Annotated in this window: 12 protein-coding genes; 2 read left to right on the forward strand and 10 right to left on the reverse strand. The window is 72.7% G+C overall.

Annotated elements, in window-relative coordinates; all coding sequences use genetic code 11:
- Positions 1-2: 2 nt before the first annotated feature.
- The 3 genes from recA to ABEB00_RS31035 form a co-directional block, all read right to left on the reverse strand.
- A complete protein-coding gene (gene recA, locus ABEB00_RS31025; protein WP_345623973.1) occupies positions 3-1,127 on the reverse strand; it encodes a recombinase RecA in 1,125 nt (374 codons plus the stop codon).
- A gap of 310 nt (positions 1,128-1,437) precedes the next feature.
- On the reverse strand, positions 1,438-2,670 hold the full coding sequence (locus ABEB00_RS31030; RefSeq protein WP_345623974.1) for an AI-2E family transporter: 1,233 nt from the start codon (positions 2,668-2,670) through the stop codon (positions 1,438-1,440).
- Positions 2,671-2,855: 185 nt separating this feature from the next.
- Positions 2,856-3,050, reverse strand: a complete 195-nt coding sequence (locus ABEB00_RS31035; protein WP_345623975.1) for a DUF3046 domain-containing protein — start codon at positions 3,048-3,050, stop codon at positions 2,856-2,858.
- Between the two features lie 244 nt (positions 3,051-3,294).
- Here ABEB00_RS31035 and ABEB00_RS31040 point away from each other — a divergent pair, with 244 nt between their 5' ends.
- Both ABEB00_RS31040 and ABEB00_RS31045 read left to right on the forward strand, forming a co-directional pair.
- Positions 3,295-8,292: an ATP-dependent helicase gene (locus ABEB00_RS31040; RefSeq protein WP_345623977.1), complete on the forward strand. Its 4,998-nt coding sequence runs from the start codon at positions 3,295-3,297 to the stop codon at positions 8,290-8,292.
- Positions 8,293-8,335: 43 nt separating this feature from the next.
- The gene (locus ABEB00_RS31045; RefSeq protein WP_345623978.1) at positions 8,336-9,238 is read left to right on the forward strand and encodes an Fpg/Nei family DNA glycosylase; all 903 of its coding nucleotides are present in this window, start codon (positions 8,336-8,338) and stop codon (positions 9,236-9,238) included.
- On the opposite strand, the gene ABEB00_RS31050 is transcribed toward ABEB00_RS31045, so the two are convergent.
- The 7 genes from ABEB00_RS31050 to ABEB00_RS31080 form a co-directional block, all read right to left on the reverse strand.
- Positions 9,235-9,522 (reverse strand): hypothetical protein, encoded by a 288-nt coding sequence (locus ABEB00_RS31050; protein WP_345623979.1) that lies wholly within the window; start codon positions 9,520-9,522, stop codon positions 9,235-9,237. The genes ABEB00_RS31045 and ABEB00_RS31050 overlap by 4 nt on opposite strands.
- A gap of 46 nt (positions 9,523-9,568) precedes the next feature.
- Positions 9,569-10,039, reverse strand: coding sequence for a Dps family protein (locus ABEB00_RS31055; RefSeq protein ID WP_345623980.1), 471 nt, complete (start codon positions 10,037-10,039; stop codon positions 9,569-9,571).
- 278 nt (positions 10,040-10,317) lie between these two features.
- Positions 10,318-10,698: a helix-turn-helix domain-containing protein gene (locus ABEB00_RS31060; protein ID WP_345623981.1), complete on the reverse strand. Its 381-nt coding sequence runs from the start codon at positions 10,696-10,698 to the stop codon at positions 10,318-10,320.
- Positions 10,699-10,807: 109 nt separating this feature from the next.
- The gene (locus ABEB00_RS31065) at positions 10,808-11,353 is read right to left on the reverse strand and encodes a CinA family protein (RefSeq protein WP_345623983.1); all 546 of its coding nucleotides are present in this window, start codon (positions 11,351-11,353) and stop codon (positions 10,808-10,810) included.
- On the reverse strand, positions 11,350-12,288 hold the full coding sequence (pgsA, locus tag ABEB00_RS31070; RefSeq protein WP_345623985.1) for a CDP-diacylglycerol--glycerol-3-phosphate 3-phosphatidyltransferase: 939 nt from the start codon (positions 12,286-12,288) through the stop codon (positions 11,350-11,352). The genes ABEB00_RS31065 and pgsA overlap by 4 nt, the downstream gene beginning before the upstream one ends.
- Positions 12,285-13,757 carry a 30S ribosomal protein S12 methylthiotransferase RimO gene (rimO, locus tag ABEB00_RS31075; RefSeq protein ID WP_345623987.1) on the reverse strand — a complete coding sequence of 491 codons (1,473 nt, stop codon included), beginning with the start codon at positions 13,755-13,757 and terminating at the stop codon, positions 12,285-12,287. Before rimO ends, pgsA begins: the two co-directional genes overlap by 4 nt.
- Before the next feature lie 169 nt (positions 13,758-13,926).
- A complete protein-coding gene (locus ABEB00_RS31080; protein ID WP_345623988.1) occupies positions 13,927-14,772 on the reverse strand; it encodes a helix-turn-helix domain-containing protein in 846 nt (281 codons plus the stop codon).
- Positions 14,773-14,889: the final 117 nt, after the last annotated feature.

Here is a 14,889-nt window from a genome sequence, read left to right on the forward strand (position 1 = left end):
GGTCAGCTCTTGGCGGTCGTGGCCTTGGACTTGGTGGCCTTGGCCGCGGGGGCGGGCACCGTCGCGGCCGCGTCGGCCGGAGCGGAAGTGACCGCGGCGTCCGCGCCCGGCTCGGTGGCCGGCGCTTCGGGGCGCACTCCGACGCCCAGCTTCTCCTTGATCTTCTTCTCGATCTCGTTGGCGAGGTCGGGGTTGTCCTTCAGGAAGTTGCGGGCGTTCTCCTTGCCCTGTCCGAGTTGGTCACCCTCGTACGTGTACCAGGCACCGGCCTTGCGGACGAAGCCGTTCTCCACGCCCATGTCGATCAGGCCGCCCTCGCGGCTGATGCCGTGGCCGTAGAGGATGTCGAACTCGGCCTGCTTGAAGGGGGGCGCGACCTTGTTCTTGACGACCTTGCAACGGGTGCGGTTGCCGACCGCCTCCGTGCCGTCCTTCAGCGTCTCGATGCGCCGGATGTCGATGCGCACGGAGGCGTAGAACTTCAGGGCGCGGCCACCGGTCGTGGTCTCCGGGGAGCCGAACATCACGCCGATCTTCTCGCGGAGCTGGTTGATGAAGATGGCGGTGGTCTTGGACTGGTTGAGCGCGCTGGTGATCTTCCGCAGGGCCTGGCTCATCAGCCGGGCCTGGAGGCCGACGTGGCTGTCGCCCATCTCGCCCTCGATCTCCGCGCGCGGCACGAGCGCGGCGACGGAGTCGATGACGATGAGGTCGAGGGCGCCGGAGCGGATCAGCATGTCCACGATTTCCAGGGCCTGCTCGCCGTTGTCCGGCTGGGAGAGGATCAGGTTGTCGATGTCGACGCCGAGCTTCCTCGCGTACTCGGGGTCGAGGGCGTGCTCCGCGTCCACGAAGGCGACCTGGCCACCGGCCTTCTGGGCGTTCGCCACGGCGTGCAGGGTCAGGGTCGTCTTGCCGGAGGACTCGGGGCCGTAGACCTCCACCACGCGGCCGCGCGGCAGCCCGCCGACGCCGAGGGCCACGTCGAGCGCGGTGGACCCGGTCGGGATGACCTCGATGGGCTCGTTGGGCCGCTCGCCCATGCGCATGACCGCGCCCTTGCCGAATTGCCGTTCAATCTGTGCGAGAGCGGCCTCCAGGGCCTTCTCGCGGTCGGTACCTGCCATGGGTTCCACCCGATTTGCTTGAGTCGATCGCTTCACGTCAAAAACGCTAACGCCTGCCACTGACAATGGGTCCCGACACGGGTCCGGCCTGTGGATAACCAGGGTGCGTATCCACCCAGACTCGGCCGAATCGCCCGGCCCTCGGGCTTGCCGGAACCTCCATAAGAATGGATGTTCGATTTTTGTGTCAAGCGCACCACCCGGCACTTCCGACGCTACGTCCGCGGCCGGGCGGGCGCTCGCACGGCACGACGGCCCCGGGCCGGCGGCGGACCAGCCCGGGGCCGACTCGGGCCACCCCGGGCCGCGCTCAGGCCGGTCCGCCCGAGCCCTTCTCCCGCCCATCCCCGGCCGCTCCTGCCGCTCCGGCTGCCCCGGCCTCCGCAGACCCCGCGGACCCCGCGGACCCGTGCCGCTCCGGTCTCCGGGCCCAGAGGTCACGCACACGTCCGAAGGGAGCCGGCCCGCCGTCCCGGTCCCGGGGCCGGTCCCGGTGCCCCTGGACACGGGGATCGTCCGTGACGTCGTACCGCTTGACGTACGCGCCCAGGAAAGCCTGGAGCGTGGCGACCGCGGGGATGGCGATCAGGGCGCCGACGGCGCCGAGGAGGGCGGTGCCCACGATGACCGAACCGAAGGCGACCGCGGGGTGGATGTCGACGGTCTTGGAGGTCAGCTTGGGCTGCAGCACGTAGTTCTCGAACTGCTGGTAGACCACCACGAAGATCAGTACCCACAACGCGTACCAGGGGTCGACCGTGAAGGCGATCAGCATCGGCAGGGCGCCCGCGAGATACGTGCCGATGGTGGGGATGAACTGCGACACCAGCCCCACCCACACCGCGAGCGCGGGCGCGTAGGGCACCTCCAGGATCTCCAGGAGGATGTAGTGGGCCACACCGGAGATCAGCGCCATCAGGCCGCGTGAGTAGAGGTAGCCGCCGGTCTTGTCCACGGCGATCTCCCACGCGCGCAGCACCTCGGCCTGCCGGGCGGGCGGCAGGACCGAACAGAGCGCGCGCCGCAGCCGTGGGCCGTCGGCGGCGAAGTAGAAGGAGAACAGCCCGATCGTCAGCAGCGTGAAGAGCCCGCCGAGGACCTGGGCGGACACGTCCAGGACGCCGGTGGCGCTGTTCTGCACGTAGTTGCGCAGCCAGTCGGAGCGCAGCAGTCCCTCCTGGATGTCCACCCGGCGCAGTTCGGTGTGGAAGTGGGCGTTGATCCAGTTGATGACGGAGTCGAGGTACTGCGGGAAGTCCTCGACCATCTTGATGATCTGGCCCGCGAGCATGGAGCCGAGCAGCGTGACGAAGCCCGCCGCGGCGATCAGCACGCCGATGAAGACGAGGAAGGTGGCGAAGCCCCGGCGCATCCCGCGCGCGGCCATCCAGCTCACCGCGGGCTCGACGGCCAGGGACAGGAAGAACGCGATGAGGATGTTGATCAGTAGGGCGGTGAGCTGGTGGAAGGCCCAGCTCCCGAGCTGGAACACGGCGTAGAGCGCGAGGGCGAGCACCATGGCGCGGGGCAGCCAGCGCGGCATGCGGCCGGCCCCGGCCGCATCGCGCGCCGCCGGCCCGGTGGGCGGTGTCGGGCCGGACGGGGATACGTGCGGGGCTGGCTGCCCGGATTCGTCAGTGGATGCCACCGCCCCAGTCTCGCCCACGCCACCGACAGCCGGACGCCGGCCTGTGAACTTCGTGGCCGGTAAACGATCTTCGTGACCGGTCAGCGCTGTTCCTGCGGCACGTTCATGACCGCGCAGACCACGCGCCACACTTCCTTCGCGTCCCAGCCGGCGTCCAGTGCCTCCTGCACCGTACGTCCACCGAGTTCCGCCATCACATGATCACGTGCGAAGGTGCCGGCGTAGCCGGGACCGAAGTGATCCGCCATCCGCTGCCAGAAGACCGTCAACCGCATGCCCCCAGTATCCCGCCCGCGGGTACGGGCCCGAGCGGCCGGCCTGCCCGGACCGCTCTCCGCTCTCCACTCCCCGCTCTCCGCTCTCCGCTCTCCGCCCCACGGTCTGACGCGTGGCCGTAACCGGAGCTTCCGCACTCCCCCCGCCGCCCTCGGCGCTCCCCCGTGGCCGCCGGGGGCGGCGGTGTCCGGCCGGCGGCACCGGCTCAGGCCGATTGTCAGTGCCGGGGTGCAGGATGGACGCATGGTCAGCGCCAACCGAGCCCTGGACGGCTTCTCCCCCGCGACCCGCGGCTGGTTCACGGGAGCCTTCTCCGCGCCCACCGCCGCCCAGGCCGGTGCGTGGAAGGCGATCGGCGAGGGCTCGGACGTCCTGGTGGTCGCCCCCACCGGCTCCGGAAAGACCCTGGCCGCCTTCCTCGCGGCCCTGGACCAACTCGCCTCCTCACCCCCGCCCGCCGACCCCAGGAAGCGCTGCCGCGTCCTCTACGTCTCCCCCCTCAAGGCCCTCGCGGTCGACGTGGAGCGCAACCTCCGCAGCCCCCTGACCGGCATCCGCCAGGAGTCGGTCCGCCTCGGCCTGCCCGAGCCCGAGATCAAGGTCGGCATCCGCTCCGGCGACACCCCGCCGGCCGAACGCCGCGCGCTCTCCATCCGCCCGCCGGACATCCTGATCACCACGCCCGAGTCCCTCTTCCTGATGCTGACGTCCGCCACGCGTGACGCGCTGACCGGCGTGGAGACGGTGATCCTCGACGAGGTGCACGCGGTCGCCGGCACCAAGCGCGGAGCCCATCTGGCGCTCTCCCTGGAGCGGCTGGACGAGCTGCTGCCCCGGCCCGCGCGCCGCATCGGCCTCTCCGCGACGGTCCGCCCCGTCGACGAGATCGCCCGCTATCTCTCCCCCCGGCGCAAGGCGGAGGTGGTCCAGCCGGCCTCCGGCAAGGAGTTCGACCTCTCCGTCGTCGTCCCGGTCGAGGACCTCGGCGAGCTGGGCGGCTCCCCCGTGGCCGACGGCAACGAGGGTGCGGAACGCCCGTCGATCTGGCCGCACGTCGAGGAGCGGATCACCGACCTGGTCCAGTCCCACCGCTCGACGATCGTCTTCGCCAACTCCCGCCGCCTGGCCGAACGCCTGTGCAACAGGCTCAACGAGATCGCGTACGAACGGGCGACGGGCGAGCCCCTGGACGAACACCACTCCCCGGCCGAGCTGATGGGCGGTTCGGGGGCCGCCCAGGGCGCCCCGGCCGTGATCGCCCGCGCCCACCACGGCTCGGTCTCCAAGGAGCAGCGCGCCCTGGTCGAGGAGGACCTCAAGGCGGGCCGGCTGCCCGCCGTGGTCGCCACCTCCAGCCTGGAGCTGGGCATCGACATGGGCGCGGTCGACCTCGTCATCCAGGTGGAGTCACCGCCCTCCGTGGCCTCCGGCCTCCAGCGCGTCGGACGCGCCGGCCACCAGGTCGGCGCGGTCTCCACCGGCGTGGTCTTCCCGAAGTACCGCGGCGACCTCGTCCAGGCCGCCGTGGTCACCGAACGGATGCGCACCGGCGCCATCGAATCCCTGAAGGTCCCCGCCAACCCGCTGGACGTCCTCGCCCAGCAGCTCGTGGCCATGACCGCCCTGGACACCTGGCAGGTCGACGACCTGCTCACCACGGTCCGCCGCGCCGCCCCGTTCGCCTCGCTCCCGGAGTCGGCGTTCACCGCCGTCCTGGACATGCTGGCGGGCCGCTACCCGTCCGACGCCTTCGCCGAGCTGCGCCCACGCGTGGTGTGGGACCGCGTCGCCGGCACGGTCACCGGCCGTCCGGGCGCGCAGCGCCTCGCCGTCACCTCGGGCGGCACGATCCCCGACCGCGGCCTGTTCGGCGTCTTCCTGGCCGGAGCCGATCCCAAGAAGGGCGGCGGCCGGGTCGGCGAACTGGACGAGGAGATGGTGTACGAGTCACGCGTGGGGGACGTCTTCACGCTCGGCACCAGCTCCTGGCGCATCGAGGACATCACGCGCGACCGCGTCCTGGTCTCCCCCGCGCCCGGCGTCCCGGGCCGGCTCCCGTTCTGGAAGGGCGACCAGCTCGGCCGCCCCCTGGAGCTGGGCCGCGCGCTCGGCGCCTTCCTGCGCGAGGTCGGCGCCCTGTCCAAGGACGCCGCCCGGCTGCGGCTCCGCGCCGCCGGCCTGGACACCTGGGCCGCGGACAACGTACTGGCCTACCTCGACGAACAGCGGGAGGCGGCGGGCCACATCCCGGACGACCGCACCATCGTCGTGGAGCGCTTCCGCGACGAGCTGGGCGACTGGCGGGTGGTGGTCCACTCCCCCTTCGGCGCACAGGTGCACGCCCCCTGGGCGCTGGCCCTCGCCGCCCGGCTGTCCGAGCGGTACGGCATGGACGCGCAGGTCATGCACGCCGACGACGGCATCGTGCTCCGGCTGCCGGACGCCGACCTGATGGGCCTGGACCTGCTCGACCGGGAACCGGCGAAGTCCGGTACCGAGTACGACGCGGACAAGGCTCCGATCGGCGCGGGCGACGTCGTCTTCGACAAGGGCGAGGTCGAGCAGGTGGTCACCGACCAGGTGGGCGGCTCGGCCCTGTTCGCGTCCCGGTTCCGGGAGTGCGCGGCCCGTGCGCTGCTGCTGCCGCGCCGCAGCCCCGGCAGACGCACCCCGTTGTGGCAGCAGCGCCAGCGCGCCTCCCAGTTGCTGGAGGTGGCGAGCGAGTTCGGCTCGTTCCCGATCGTGCTGGAAGCGGTCCGTGAATGCCTCCAGGACGTCTTCGACGTTCCCGGTCTCGTCGAGCTGATGGGGGATCTGGAGGCGCGCCGGGTCCGCCTGGTGGAGGTCACCACCCCGGAGCCGTCCCCGTTCGCCCGTTCCCTGCTCTTCGGCTACGTGGCCCAGTTCCTCTACGAGGGTGACTCGCCGCTCGCCGAGCGCCGCGCCGCCGCCCTGTCGCTCGACTCCCGGCTGCTGGCCGAGCTGCTGGGCCAGGCGGAGCTGCGCGAGCTGCTCGACGCCGAGGTGCTGACCGAGCTGGAGCGCGAGCTGCAGTGGCTCACCGAGGACCGCCGGGTCAAGGACATGGAGGGGATCGCGGACGTCCTGCGGCTGCTCGGTCCGCTGACCGACGCCGAGCTGGCCGAGCGGGGCGCCGAACCGCAGTGGGCCGAGGAGCTGGCCCGCGCCCGCCGTGCGATCAGGGTCCGGATCTCCGGCGCCGACCACTGGGCGGCGATCGAGGACGCGGGCAGACTCCGTGACGCGCTGGGCACGGCGCTGCCCGTCGGAGTCCCGGAAGCCTTCACCGAACCGGTCAAGGACCCGCTCGGCGATCTCCTGGCCCGCTACGGCCGCACCCACGGCCCGTTCACCTCGGCCACCGCCGCCGCCCGCTTCGGTCTGGGCGTGGCCGTCACCGAGGGCGCCCTGCAACGGCTCGCGGCGGCGGGCCGGGTCGTGCAGGGCGAGTTCCATCCCGCCGGGATCGGCCAGGAGTGGTGCGACGCGACGGTGCTGCGACGGTTGCGCCGCCGCTCCCTGGCCGCACTGCGGCACGAACTGGAACCGGTGTCCCCGGCCGCCCTCGCCCAGTTCCTGCCCCAGTGGCAGCACATCGGCAAGGGCCACGCGCTGCGCGGCGTCGACGGTCTGGTGCGCGCCGTCGAGCAACTGCAGGGCGCGTCGGTACCCGCCTCCGCCCTGGAGAGGCTGGTCCTGCCCACACGCGTGGCGAACTACACCCCGGCCATGCTCGACGAGCTGACCGCCGCCGGAGAGGTGGTGTGGGCGGGGGCGGGCTCCCTCCCCGGCAAGGACGGCTGGCTCTCCCTCTACCTCGCGGACGCGGCCCCGCTGCTCCTGCCGCCCCCGCACCCCCTGGAGACGACCGCCCTCCACCAGGCGGTCCTGGACACCCTCTCCGGCGGCTACGGGCTCTTCTTCCGTCAGATCGCCGACCAGGTCCGCGCCACCACCCACCCCGCGGCGACCGACCCGCAACTGGCGGACGCCCTGTGGGAGCTGGCCTGGTCGGGGCTGCTGACCAACGACACGCTCACCCCCCTGCGCTCCTACCTGGGCTCGGGCCGCACCGCCGGCTCCACCGCGCACCGCGCCAAGCGCGCGGTGCCCCGCGGGCGTTACGGCTCGCTCACGGCCGCGGCCCGCTCCGCCTCCCGTGCGGGGCCACCGACCGTCGCCGGCCGCTGGTCCCTGCTGCCCGCCCGGGAGGGTGACGCCACGGTACGGGCCCACGCCCTGGCCCGTACGCTCCTGGACCGGCACGGGGTGGTGACCCGGGGCGCCGTCGCCGCGGAGGGCGTCGAGGGCGGCTTCTCCGCGGTGTACCGCGTCCTGTCGGCGTTCGAGGAGACCGGTCAGGCCCGCCGCGGCTATGTGGTGGAGGGTCTGGGCGCGGCACAGTTCGCGATGGACGGCGCCGTGGACCGCCTCCGCGCGGCGGCCAACGCCCGCGAACGCGGCGAGAGCCTCCCGGGCCCCGGCGCCGGGTCCAGCTCCGGAACCGGCTCCGGCTCCGGCTCCGGCTCCGACGACCCCTGGGCGGCCCGGACTTCCGCCGACGGCTTTCCTCCAGGTTCCTTCCCCGCCCTCGACACCGAGTTCGCCGCCCCTGTCATCCCGGCCGCCCCGGCCGGTTCGTCCACCACCGGCGCCCTCGACTTCCCGTTCTCACCGGGCGACCACGTCGATCCCCAGGGCTTCGGCTCCCTGGGCGCCGGCGGCCCTCGCTCCGGCGCCCCCGCCGGCGACGGTTTCCAGCGCGGCGGACCCGGCCGAAGCGCGTACGGCTCCGGCCGCCCCCGCCACCGCGACCGCCCCTCCGCCGCCTCACGAGCCGTCGTCCTCGCCGCGGCCGACCCGGCGAACGCCTACGGGGCGGCCCTCGCGTGGCCCGAGCCACCGACCGGCGCCGGGCACAAACCCGGCCGCAAAGCGGGCTCCCTGGTGGTGCTGCTCGACGGGGAGTTGGTGCTCTACATGGAGCGCGGCGGCAGGACAGTCCTGGCCTGGCCCGCCCAGCCCGACGAGCCGGCCGCCGACGACCCCCGACTGCGAGCGGCCGCCGAGGCGCTCGCCGCGGCCGCACGCGCGGGTTCCCTCGGCACGGTCACGGTGGAACGCGTCAACGGCGCCTCCGCCCTCACCTCCCCCTTCGGCACGCTCCTGGAGACGGCCGGCTTCATCGCCACACCGCGCGGACTGCGGCTGCGCGCGTGAGGCGCCCGAGCGCCCGGGCCCCCGCGCGTGCCACTCTTGACCCATGCCCGAAGGAGACACGGTCTGGCAGGCCACGAAACGGCTGCACGCCGCCCTCGCCGGTCAGGTGCTCACCCTCACCGACTTCCGCGTCCCCCAGTACGCCACCGTGGACCTCACCGGCCGTACGGTCCTGGACGTCACCCCGCGGGGGAAGCACCTGCTCACCCGGATCGAGGGCGGCCTGACCCTGCACACCCACCTCCGGATGGACGGCTCCTGGAAGGTGTTCGCGCCGGGCGCGCGCTGGACCGGCGGCCCCTCCCACCAGATCCGCGTGATCCTCGGCACCGCCGACCGCACCGCCGTCGGCTACCGCCTGCCGGTCGTGGAGCTGTTGCGCACCGACGACGAGGACCGCGCCGTCGGGCACCTCGGACCGGATCTGCTGGGCCCTGACTGGGATCCCGAACGAGCCCTGTCGAACCTTCTGGCGGCCCCCTCCCGCCCCCTCGGCGAGGCCCTGCTCGACCAGCGCAACCTGGCCGGCATCGGCAACGTGTACAAGTGCGAGCTCTGCTTCCTCCTCGGCCTCACCCCATGGCTCCCCGTGGGCGACCTGCCCGCCGACCGCGCGGCCGCGCTTCCCGCGCTCGCCAAGCGGCTCCTGGAGGCCAACCGCGACCGCCCGACCCGTAACACCACCGGCCGCAGCGGACCGGGCCGCGACGCCACGGCCCGCACCCCCAGCGGCCGCACCACCACCGGACGCAGAGGCCCCGACCTGTTCGTGTACGGCCGCGCGCCCCGCCCCTGTCTGCGCTGCGGCACGCCGATCCGCGTGGCCGACCAGGGCGACGGCACCGGCGACCGCCTCACGTACTGGTGCCCGGCCTGTCAGCAGGGCCCCGTCCCGCCCACCACCGCACCCACCGGAGGCCATCACCGCCCCCGCACGGTCCGTTAGGGCTCCACGGCCCCGGAGACGTGCCGGCCCGGCGCACGCGGAGACGCTCCCTCGGGGCCGCTCCCGCGCCACGCCCGCCGCCACCGCCCACTCGCGAGCGCGCCCGCCGCCCGCTCCCTCGCCACGCAGTGCACCGGCAGCAGGCTCAGCCCCCACCCGCCGCTCGCCACGGCCCCCTCCAGCGCTCCGGCCCCCTCCGGAGCCAGCGCCAGCCGCAGCACGGCGATCCACCACACCACGCCGAGCCCCAGCACGGCCCCCCGGCGCGCTATCCGCCCCGGCACGGCCCGTCACCTCCGGCCCGCGGCGTGTCCCCCGGGAGGACCCGGCTCACCCGTTCTCGGCCTGGAACATCCAGTGCTGCTTCTCAAGATCGGCCGTGACCTGGATGAAGGTGTCCTGGGTGACCGGATCAGGATCACCGGTGGCCGCGATCCGCTCCCGCATCCGCGTGATCACGGCGCCCAGCGCCTCCACGATCGATCCCACCGCGGCCGAGTCGTCGACCCAGCCCTCCGGCGTGATGCCGATGCCGCTGCCGACCGCGACGGTCGCGGCGCGTCCGTCGGGCGGGACGCCCAAGGCGGCGGCCCGCTCGGCCACGGTGTCGGAGTGGGCGCGCGCGGTGGCCACGACCTCGTCGAGCTGCAGGTGCACGGACCGGAACCGGGGTCCGACGACGTTCCAGTGGATCTGCTTGGCCACCAGCGCCAGGTCCACCAGATCGACGAGGGCGCCCTGCAGCGCCTCGGACACGGTCTTCAGGTTCGCGTCGGACAACGGGCTCTTCACGACGTACATCCGCACCTCCGTCGGCTGCCCCCCGTCATGTCCCTCCACGATGACCGCACCACCCGGCACCGGCAAACGCACACCACGCGCACCACCCCGACCACCCGCCACACCCACCCCCCTCGGACGCCCTCCCCGGCCCTCCCCGGCCCCCCCCGGACGCCCCAGGACACCCCCGAACATGCGGAAACCCCGACCACGCCGCTCCGAGTCCCGGAGCAGCCCCGGCCGGGGCCTCATACCCACGCGAACGGCGCACGCGAACGTACCCACGCGAATGGCGTCACTCAGGCGGCGACGACGTCCACCGCTTCGGCAGGCGCCTTGATCGTCACCCGTTCCGGTGGCACACCGGCCACCGACACGGAACCCAGCATCGGACGGACCGGTGTGGGAACGGTTCCGCCGGGGGTGGCCGCAGCGGACTGGGCCAGCTCGGCGAGGGCGAGTTCGTCGCTCACTTCCCGCATCAGCTCGGACATCCGTACGTCCAGCGCGTCGCAGATGGCGGAGAGCAGCTCTGAAGAAGCCTCCTTCTGCCCCCGCTCCACCTCGGAGAGATAGCCGAGTGAGACTCGGGCGGACGAGGAGACTTCGCGCAGAGTACGGCCCTGGCGCTGGCGCTGCCGACGCAGCACGTCACCCAGCAGGCGACGGAGCAGAATCATCGGTGGCTCCCTCCTCGGACCGCGTAGCCGCATCCTTCACGCCCCACCGTACCGCCTCGCGCCGCGGCCGTGCGGGGAGCGATGTCGTGTTCACTCAGGGCTGCAAACATCAAAACCCCCCGTTCTGTTCCGTATCCTGTGCCCGCTCATTCCCGGTCTGTTCGCCCGCCAGCTCCCCGAGGAGCAGCGCGAGTACGCTCCGTACACTCTCCCTACGGATTTCCGTACGGTCACCGTTCAACCGCAGGGCCTGCACTTTTCCGCCAGAGGCAGAACCGGTGGCCGTCCCGGACGGCCCGCGGACCGCCACGAAGACCGTCCCGACGGGTTGTCCGTCCTGGGGCTCCGGGCCGGCGACGCCGGTCGTGGCGATGCCCCAGTCCGCGCCCAGCGCGCCCCGTACACCGGCCGACATCTCGGCCGCGACCTGCGGGTCCACCGCTCCTCGCGACGCCAGCAGGGCGGCGTCGACACCGAGCAGCTCATGCTTGAGCGCGGTGGCGTACGCCGTCACCGACCCCCGGAACACCTTGGAGGCCCCGGGGACCGAGGTGAGGTCGGCGGCGACCAGGCCGCCGGTCAGCGACTCGGCGACGGCGAGGGTCTGGCCCCTCACCGTCAGTAGTCTCACCACCTCGGTCGCCTCGGCGCTCAAGCGTCCGTCCCTCTCAGCGCCGCCCGGCGTTCGGCGATTCCCTCTCTGCGCAGCACAATGGCCTGTTTCACGTAGTCCAGCCCGCTCGCCACGGTCAGGACGACGGCCACGGCCATCACCCAGAACCTCAGGGTCGCCAGGGGCCCGGTGAGCGCCAGCACGTACATGCCGACGGCCACTCCCTGGGTGAGGGTCTTGAGCTTGCCGCCGCGGCTGGCCGGGATGACGCCGTACCGGATGACCAGGAAACGCATCAGGGTGATGCCGATCTCCCGGCCGAGGATCACGGCCGTCACCCACCACGGCAGATCGTCAAGGGCGGAGAGACAGATCAGCGCCGCCCCCATGATCGCCTTGTCGGCGATGGGGTCGGCGATCTTCCCGAAGTCGGTGACGAGGTTGTAGGTGCGTGCCAGGTGGCCGTCGAAGAGGTCGGTGATCATGGCGACGGCGAAGGACGCCCAGGCGAACGAGCGCCACGCCGGGTCGTGCCCGCCGTTGCCGAGCATCAGCGCGACGAACGCCGGCACCAGGATCAGCCGCAGCATCGTCAGAAGGTTGGCGACGTTCCAGACACTGGCCTGGTTGACGGCGGCAGCGGTGATCTTCCCGCCACGCGGCACCGCACCCCGCCCGGCGGCTTCCCCGCCCCCGCCCCTGTTCCGGTCCCCGTCCCTTTTCCCGTCCCCACCCCGGTTCCGGTCCCCGTCCCGGACCCCGGAGGCGACCCGCGCGACGTCGCCGTCGCTCACGTCCGCCCGCTCGACCCGCTCCGCACGCCGCACCCGCTCGGCCTGCCGTACCCGGTCCGCACGCTCCCCCGCGCCCGGCACCACATCCGGTCCCGCACCCGGCCCGGAACCCGGTGCCGTAGGCGGCCCGGCCCGCCGCGCGCCGGAGGGGCCGCCCGCCGCGGACGCCGGTGCTCCGGTCATCTGCCCGCCTCCTCGGTCCACACGAGCGAGCCGTCGAGCGGCTCGGCCACCAGGTCGACACCTTCCGTACCGATCACCTTCGCCTCGACCATACGACCGACAGTCAGACCTTCGCCGCTCGTGAGCAGCACCTGGCCGTCCGTCTCGGGGGCCTGGTGCAGGGCCCGGCCGAACACACCCTCCGCCTCGTCCACGGACTCCACGAGCACGTGCACGGACTCGCCGACGCGCTCCTCGGCGCGCTGCGAGACGAGTTCCTCGGCCAGCCGGGCGACCCGGGCCAGCCGCTCGGCGACCACGTCCTCGTCCAGCTTGCGGTCGTAGCCGGCCGCCTCGGTGCCTTCCTCGTCGGAGTACCCGAAGACGCCGATGGCATCCAGCCGCGCGTGGTTCAGGAAGCGCTCCAGCTCGGCGAGGTCGGCCTCGGACTCACCGGGGAAGCCCACGATGAAGTTGGAGCGCACGCCCGCCTGGGGCGCCTTGCTCCGGATGGTGTCGAGCAGTTCCAGGAAGCGGTCGGTGTCGCCGAAGCGGCGCATCGCGCGCAGCACGTCGGGCGCGGAGTGCTGGAAGGACAGGTCGAAGTACGGGGCGACCTTGGGCGTCGAGGTGAGGACGTCGATCAGTCCGGGGCGCATCTCGGCCGGCTGGAGGTAGCTGACGCGGACCCGCTCCAGGCCGTCGACCTCGGCCAGCTCCGGCAGCAGGGACTCCAGCAGGCGGATGTCGCCGAGGTCCTTGCCGTAGGAGGTGTTGTTCTCGGAGACCAGCATGATCTCCTTGACGCCCTGCTCGGCCAGCCACCGGGTCTCGTTCAGCACGTCGCTCGGGCGGCGCGAGATGAAGGAGCCGCGGAAGGAGGGGATGGCGCAGAAGGTGCAGCGCCGGTCGCAGCCGGAGGCGAGCTTCACCGAGGCCACCGGGGAACCGTCCAGGCGGCGGCGGAGCGGTGCCCGGGGACCCGAGGCCGGAGCGAGCCCCTCGGGGAGATCGGTCGGGCCGTGGCCGGGGAGCGCGACGGCGGCGCCCGCCTCCTGCCGCTCGGCAGGGCTGATCGGCAGCAGCTTGCGCCGGTCGCGCGGGGTGTGCGCGGCGTGGATGCCGCCGTTGAGGATCGTCTGGAGCCGGTCGGAGATGTCGGAGTAGTCGTCGAAACCGAGCACGCCGTCGGCCTCGGGGAGCGCCTCGGCCAGTTCCTTGCCGTACCGCTCGGCCATGCAGCCCACCGCCACCACGGCCTGGGTTCTGCCATGGCCCTTGAGGTCGTTCGCCTCCAGCAGGGCGTCGACGGAGTCCTTCTTGGCGGCCTCCACGAAGCCGCACGTGTTCACCACGGCGACGTCGGCGTCCTCGGCATCCTGCACGAGCTGCCAGCCGTCCGCCTCCAGACGGCCTGCGAGCTCCTCCGAGTCCACCTCGTTACGGGCGCAGCCAAGGGTGACCAGTGCGACGGTACGGCGTTCAGGCATGGGCTCAAGACTACTTCGTCCCGCCGACAGCCCGAGTCGACGGGGTTGCCCGATCCCGGCCGGCCCCGTCCCGTCGGGCCACTCCGGTCCCCGACGCCCCACCCGTGGCCCGCCCGGAGCCCACCCGGAACACTCGTCCGAGCCGGCTCGGCCGAACTCCCGGCGGGCCTCAGCCGACCACGGGATCGCCCTTCGTGTACGTCAGCCGCTCGACCGATCCCGGCTGGAACTCGTCCTCGATCTTCTTGCCGTTGACGTGGAGCTGGATCGACCCGGCGTCACCGAGGACGAGGTCGACCTTCTCGTCGTCCTGGAAGGTCTTGGTGTCGCCCTGGTCGAGCAGCCCGTCGAAGAGCAGCGCGCCGTTGTGGTCCTTGGCGGAGATCCAGCTACGGCCGTCGGTGGCGTTGACCTGCACGGTCACCTTGTCCTGCGGGGCCGCGGCGATGGCGCTTTCGGTCGGGTCGGGCTTGGGGTCGGCGGGCTTCTTGTCCTTGGCGGGGGCGGACTTGCTCGCGGCCGGGGTGGACCCCTCGGCCACGGTGGCGTCGGACCCTCCGTCGTCCCCGCCGTTGACCATGGTGAAGCCGACGAAGCCGATCACCGCGACGATCGCGGCGACCATGGCGGCGGTCCAGTTCGGCCCGCGCCGCTCGGGCCGGATGCGCTCCGCCTCGAACATGGGTGCGGCCGGGGTCGGGGAGGGGCGCCCGCCGTGTCCGGCGTCGTACTGCTCGATCAGCGGGGCGGGGTCGAGTTCGACGGCCCTGGCCAGGGTGCGGATGTGTCCTCGGGCGTAGACGTCACCGCCGCAGGGGGCGAAGTCGTCGGACTCGATGGCGTGCACGATGGCGATACGGACCCGGGTGGCGCTGCTGATGTCGTCGACGGTCTTCCCGGCGGCGATCCGCGCCTGCCGCAGAGTACGACCGATGGAGGGGCGGGCTTCCTCAGAAACGTCTTCCGACACGTCTTCGAACGGACGCTCGTCTTCAGGGGAATTGCCGATGGACACGGGGGCGCCTTTCGAGCGTTTAGCCGCCTGTGCTGGACGTTCAGTCTAGGGGGGGTGCGAACGGGTGGGGCAACCGGGCGGTGGGACCTTTACGCCATCGGAATGGCCTGCGGGCCC

The sequence above is a fragment of the Streptomyces ziwulingensis genome, from assembly GCF_039542605.1.
GTDB classification, from domain to species: Bacteria; Actinomycetota; Actinomycetes; order Streptomycetales; family Streptomycetaceae; genus Streptomyces; species Streptomyces ziwulingensis.

Excerpts from the sequence above, each read along its gene's own strand:
- recA (WP_345623973.1), bottom strand. The coding sequence starts at position 1,127 with ATGGCAGGTACCGACCGCGAGAAGGCCCTGGAGGCCGCTCTCGCACAG.
- ABEB00_RS31030 (WP_345623974.1), bottom strand. The coding sequence starts at position 2,670 with ATGCCGCGCTGGCTGCCCCGCGCCATGGTGCTCGCCCTCGCGCTCTAC.
- ABEB00_RS31035 (WP_345623975.1), bottom strand. The coding sequence starts at position 3,050 with ATGCGGTTGACGGTCTTCTGGCAGCGGATGGCGGATCACTTCGGTCCC.
- ABEB00_RS31040 (WP_345623977.1), top strand. The coding sequence starts at position 3,295 with ATGGTCAGCGCCAACCGAGCCCTGGACGGCTTCTCCCCCGCGACCCGC.
- ABEB00_RS31045 (WP_345623978.1), top strand. The coding sequence starts at position 8,336 with ATGCCCGAAGGAGACACGGTCTGGCAGGCCACGAAACGGCTGCACGCC.
- ABEB00_RS31055 (WP_345623980.1), bottom strand. The coding sequence starts at position 10,039 with ATGTACGTCGTGAAGAGCCCGTTGTCCGACGCGAACCTGAAGACCGTG.
- ABEB00_RS31060 (WP_345623981.1), bottom strand. The coding sequence starts at position 10,698 with ATGATTCTGCTCCGTCGCCTGCTGGGTGACGTGCTGCGTCGGCAGCGC.
- pgsA (WP_345623985.1), bottom strand. The coding sequence starts at position 12,288 with ATGACCGGAGCACCGGCGTCCGCGGCGGGCGGCCCCTCCGGCGCGCGG.
- rimO (WP_345623987.1), bottom strand. The coding sequence starts at position 13,757 with ATGCCTGAACGCCGTACCGTCGCACTGGTCACCCTTGGCTGCGCCCGT.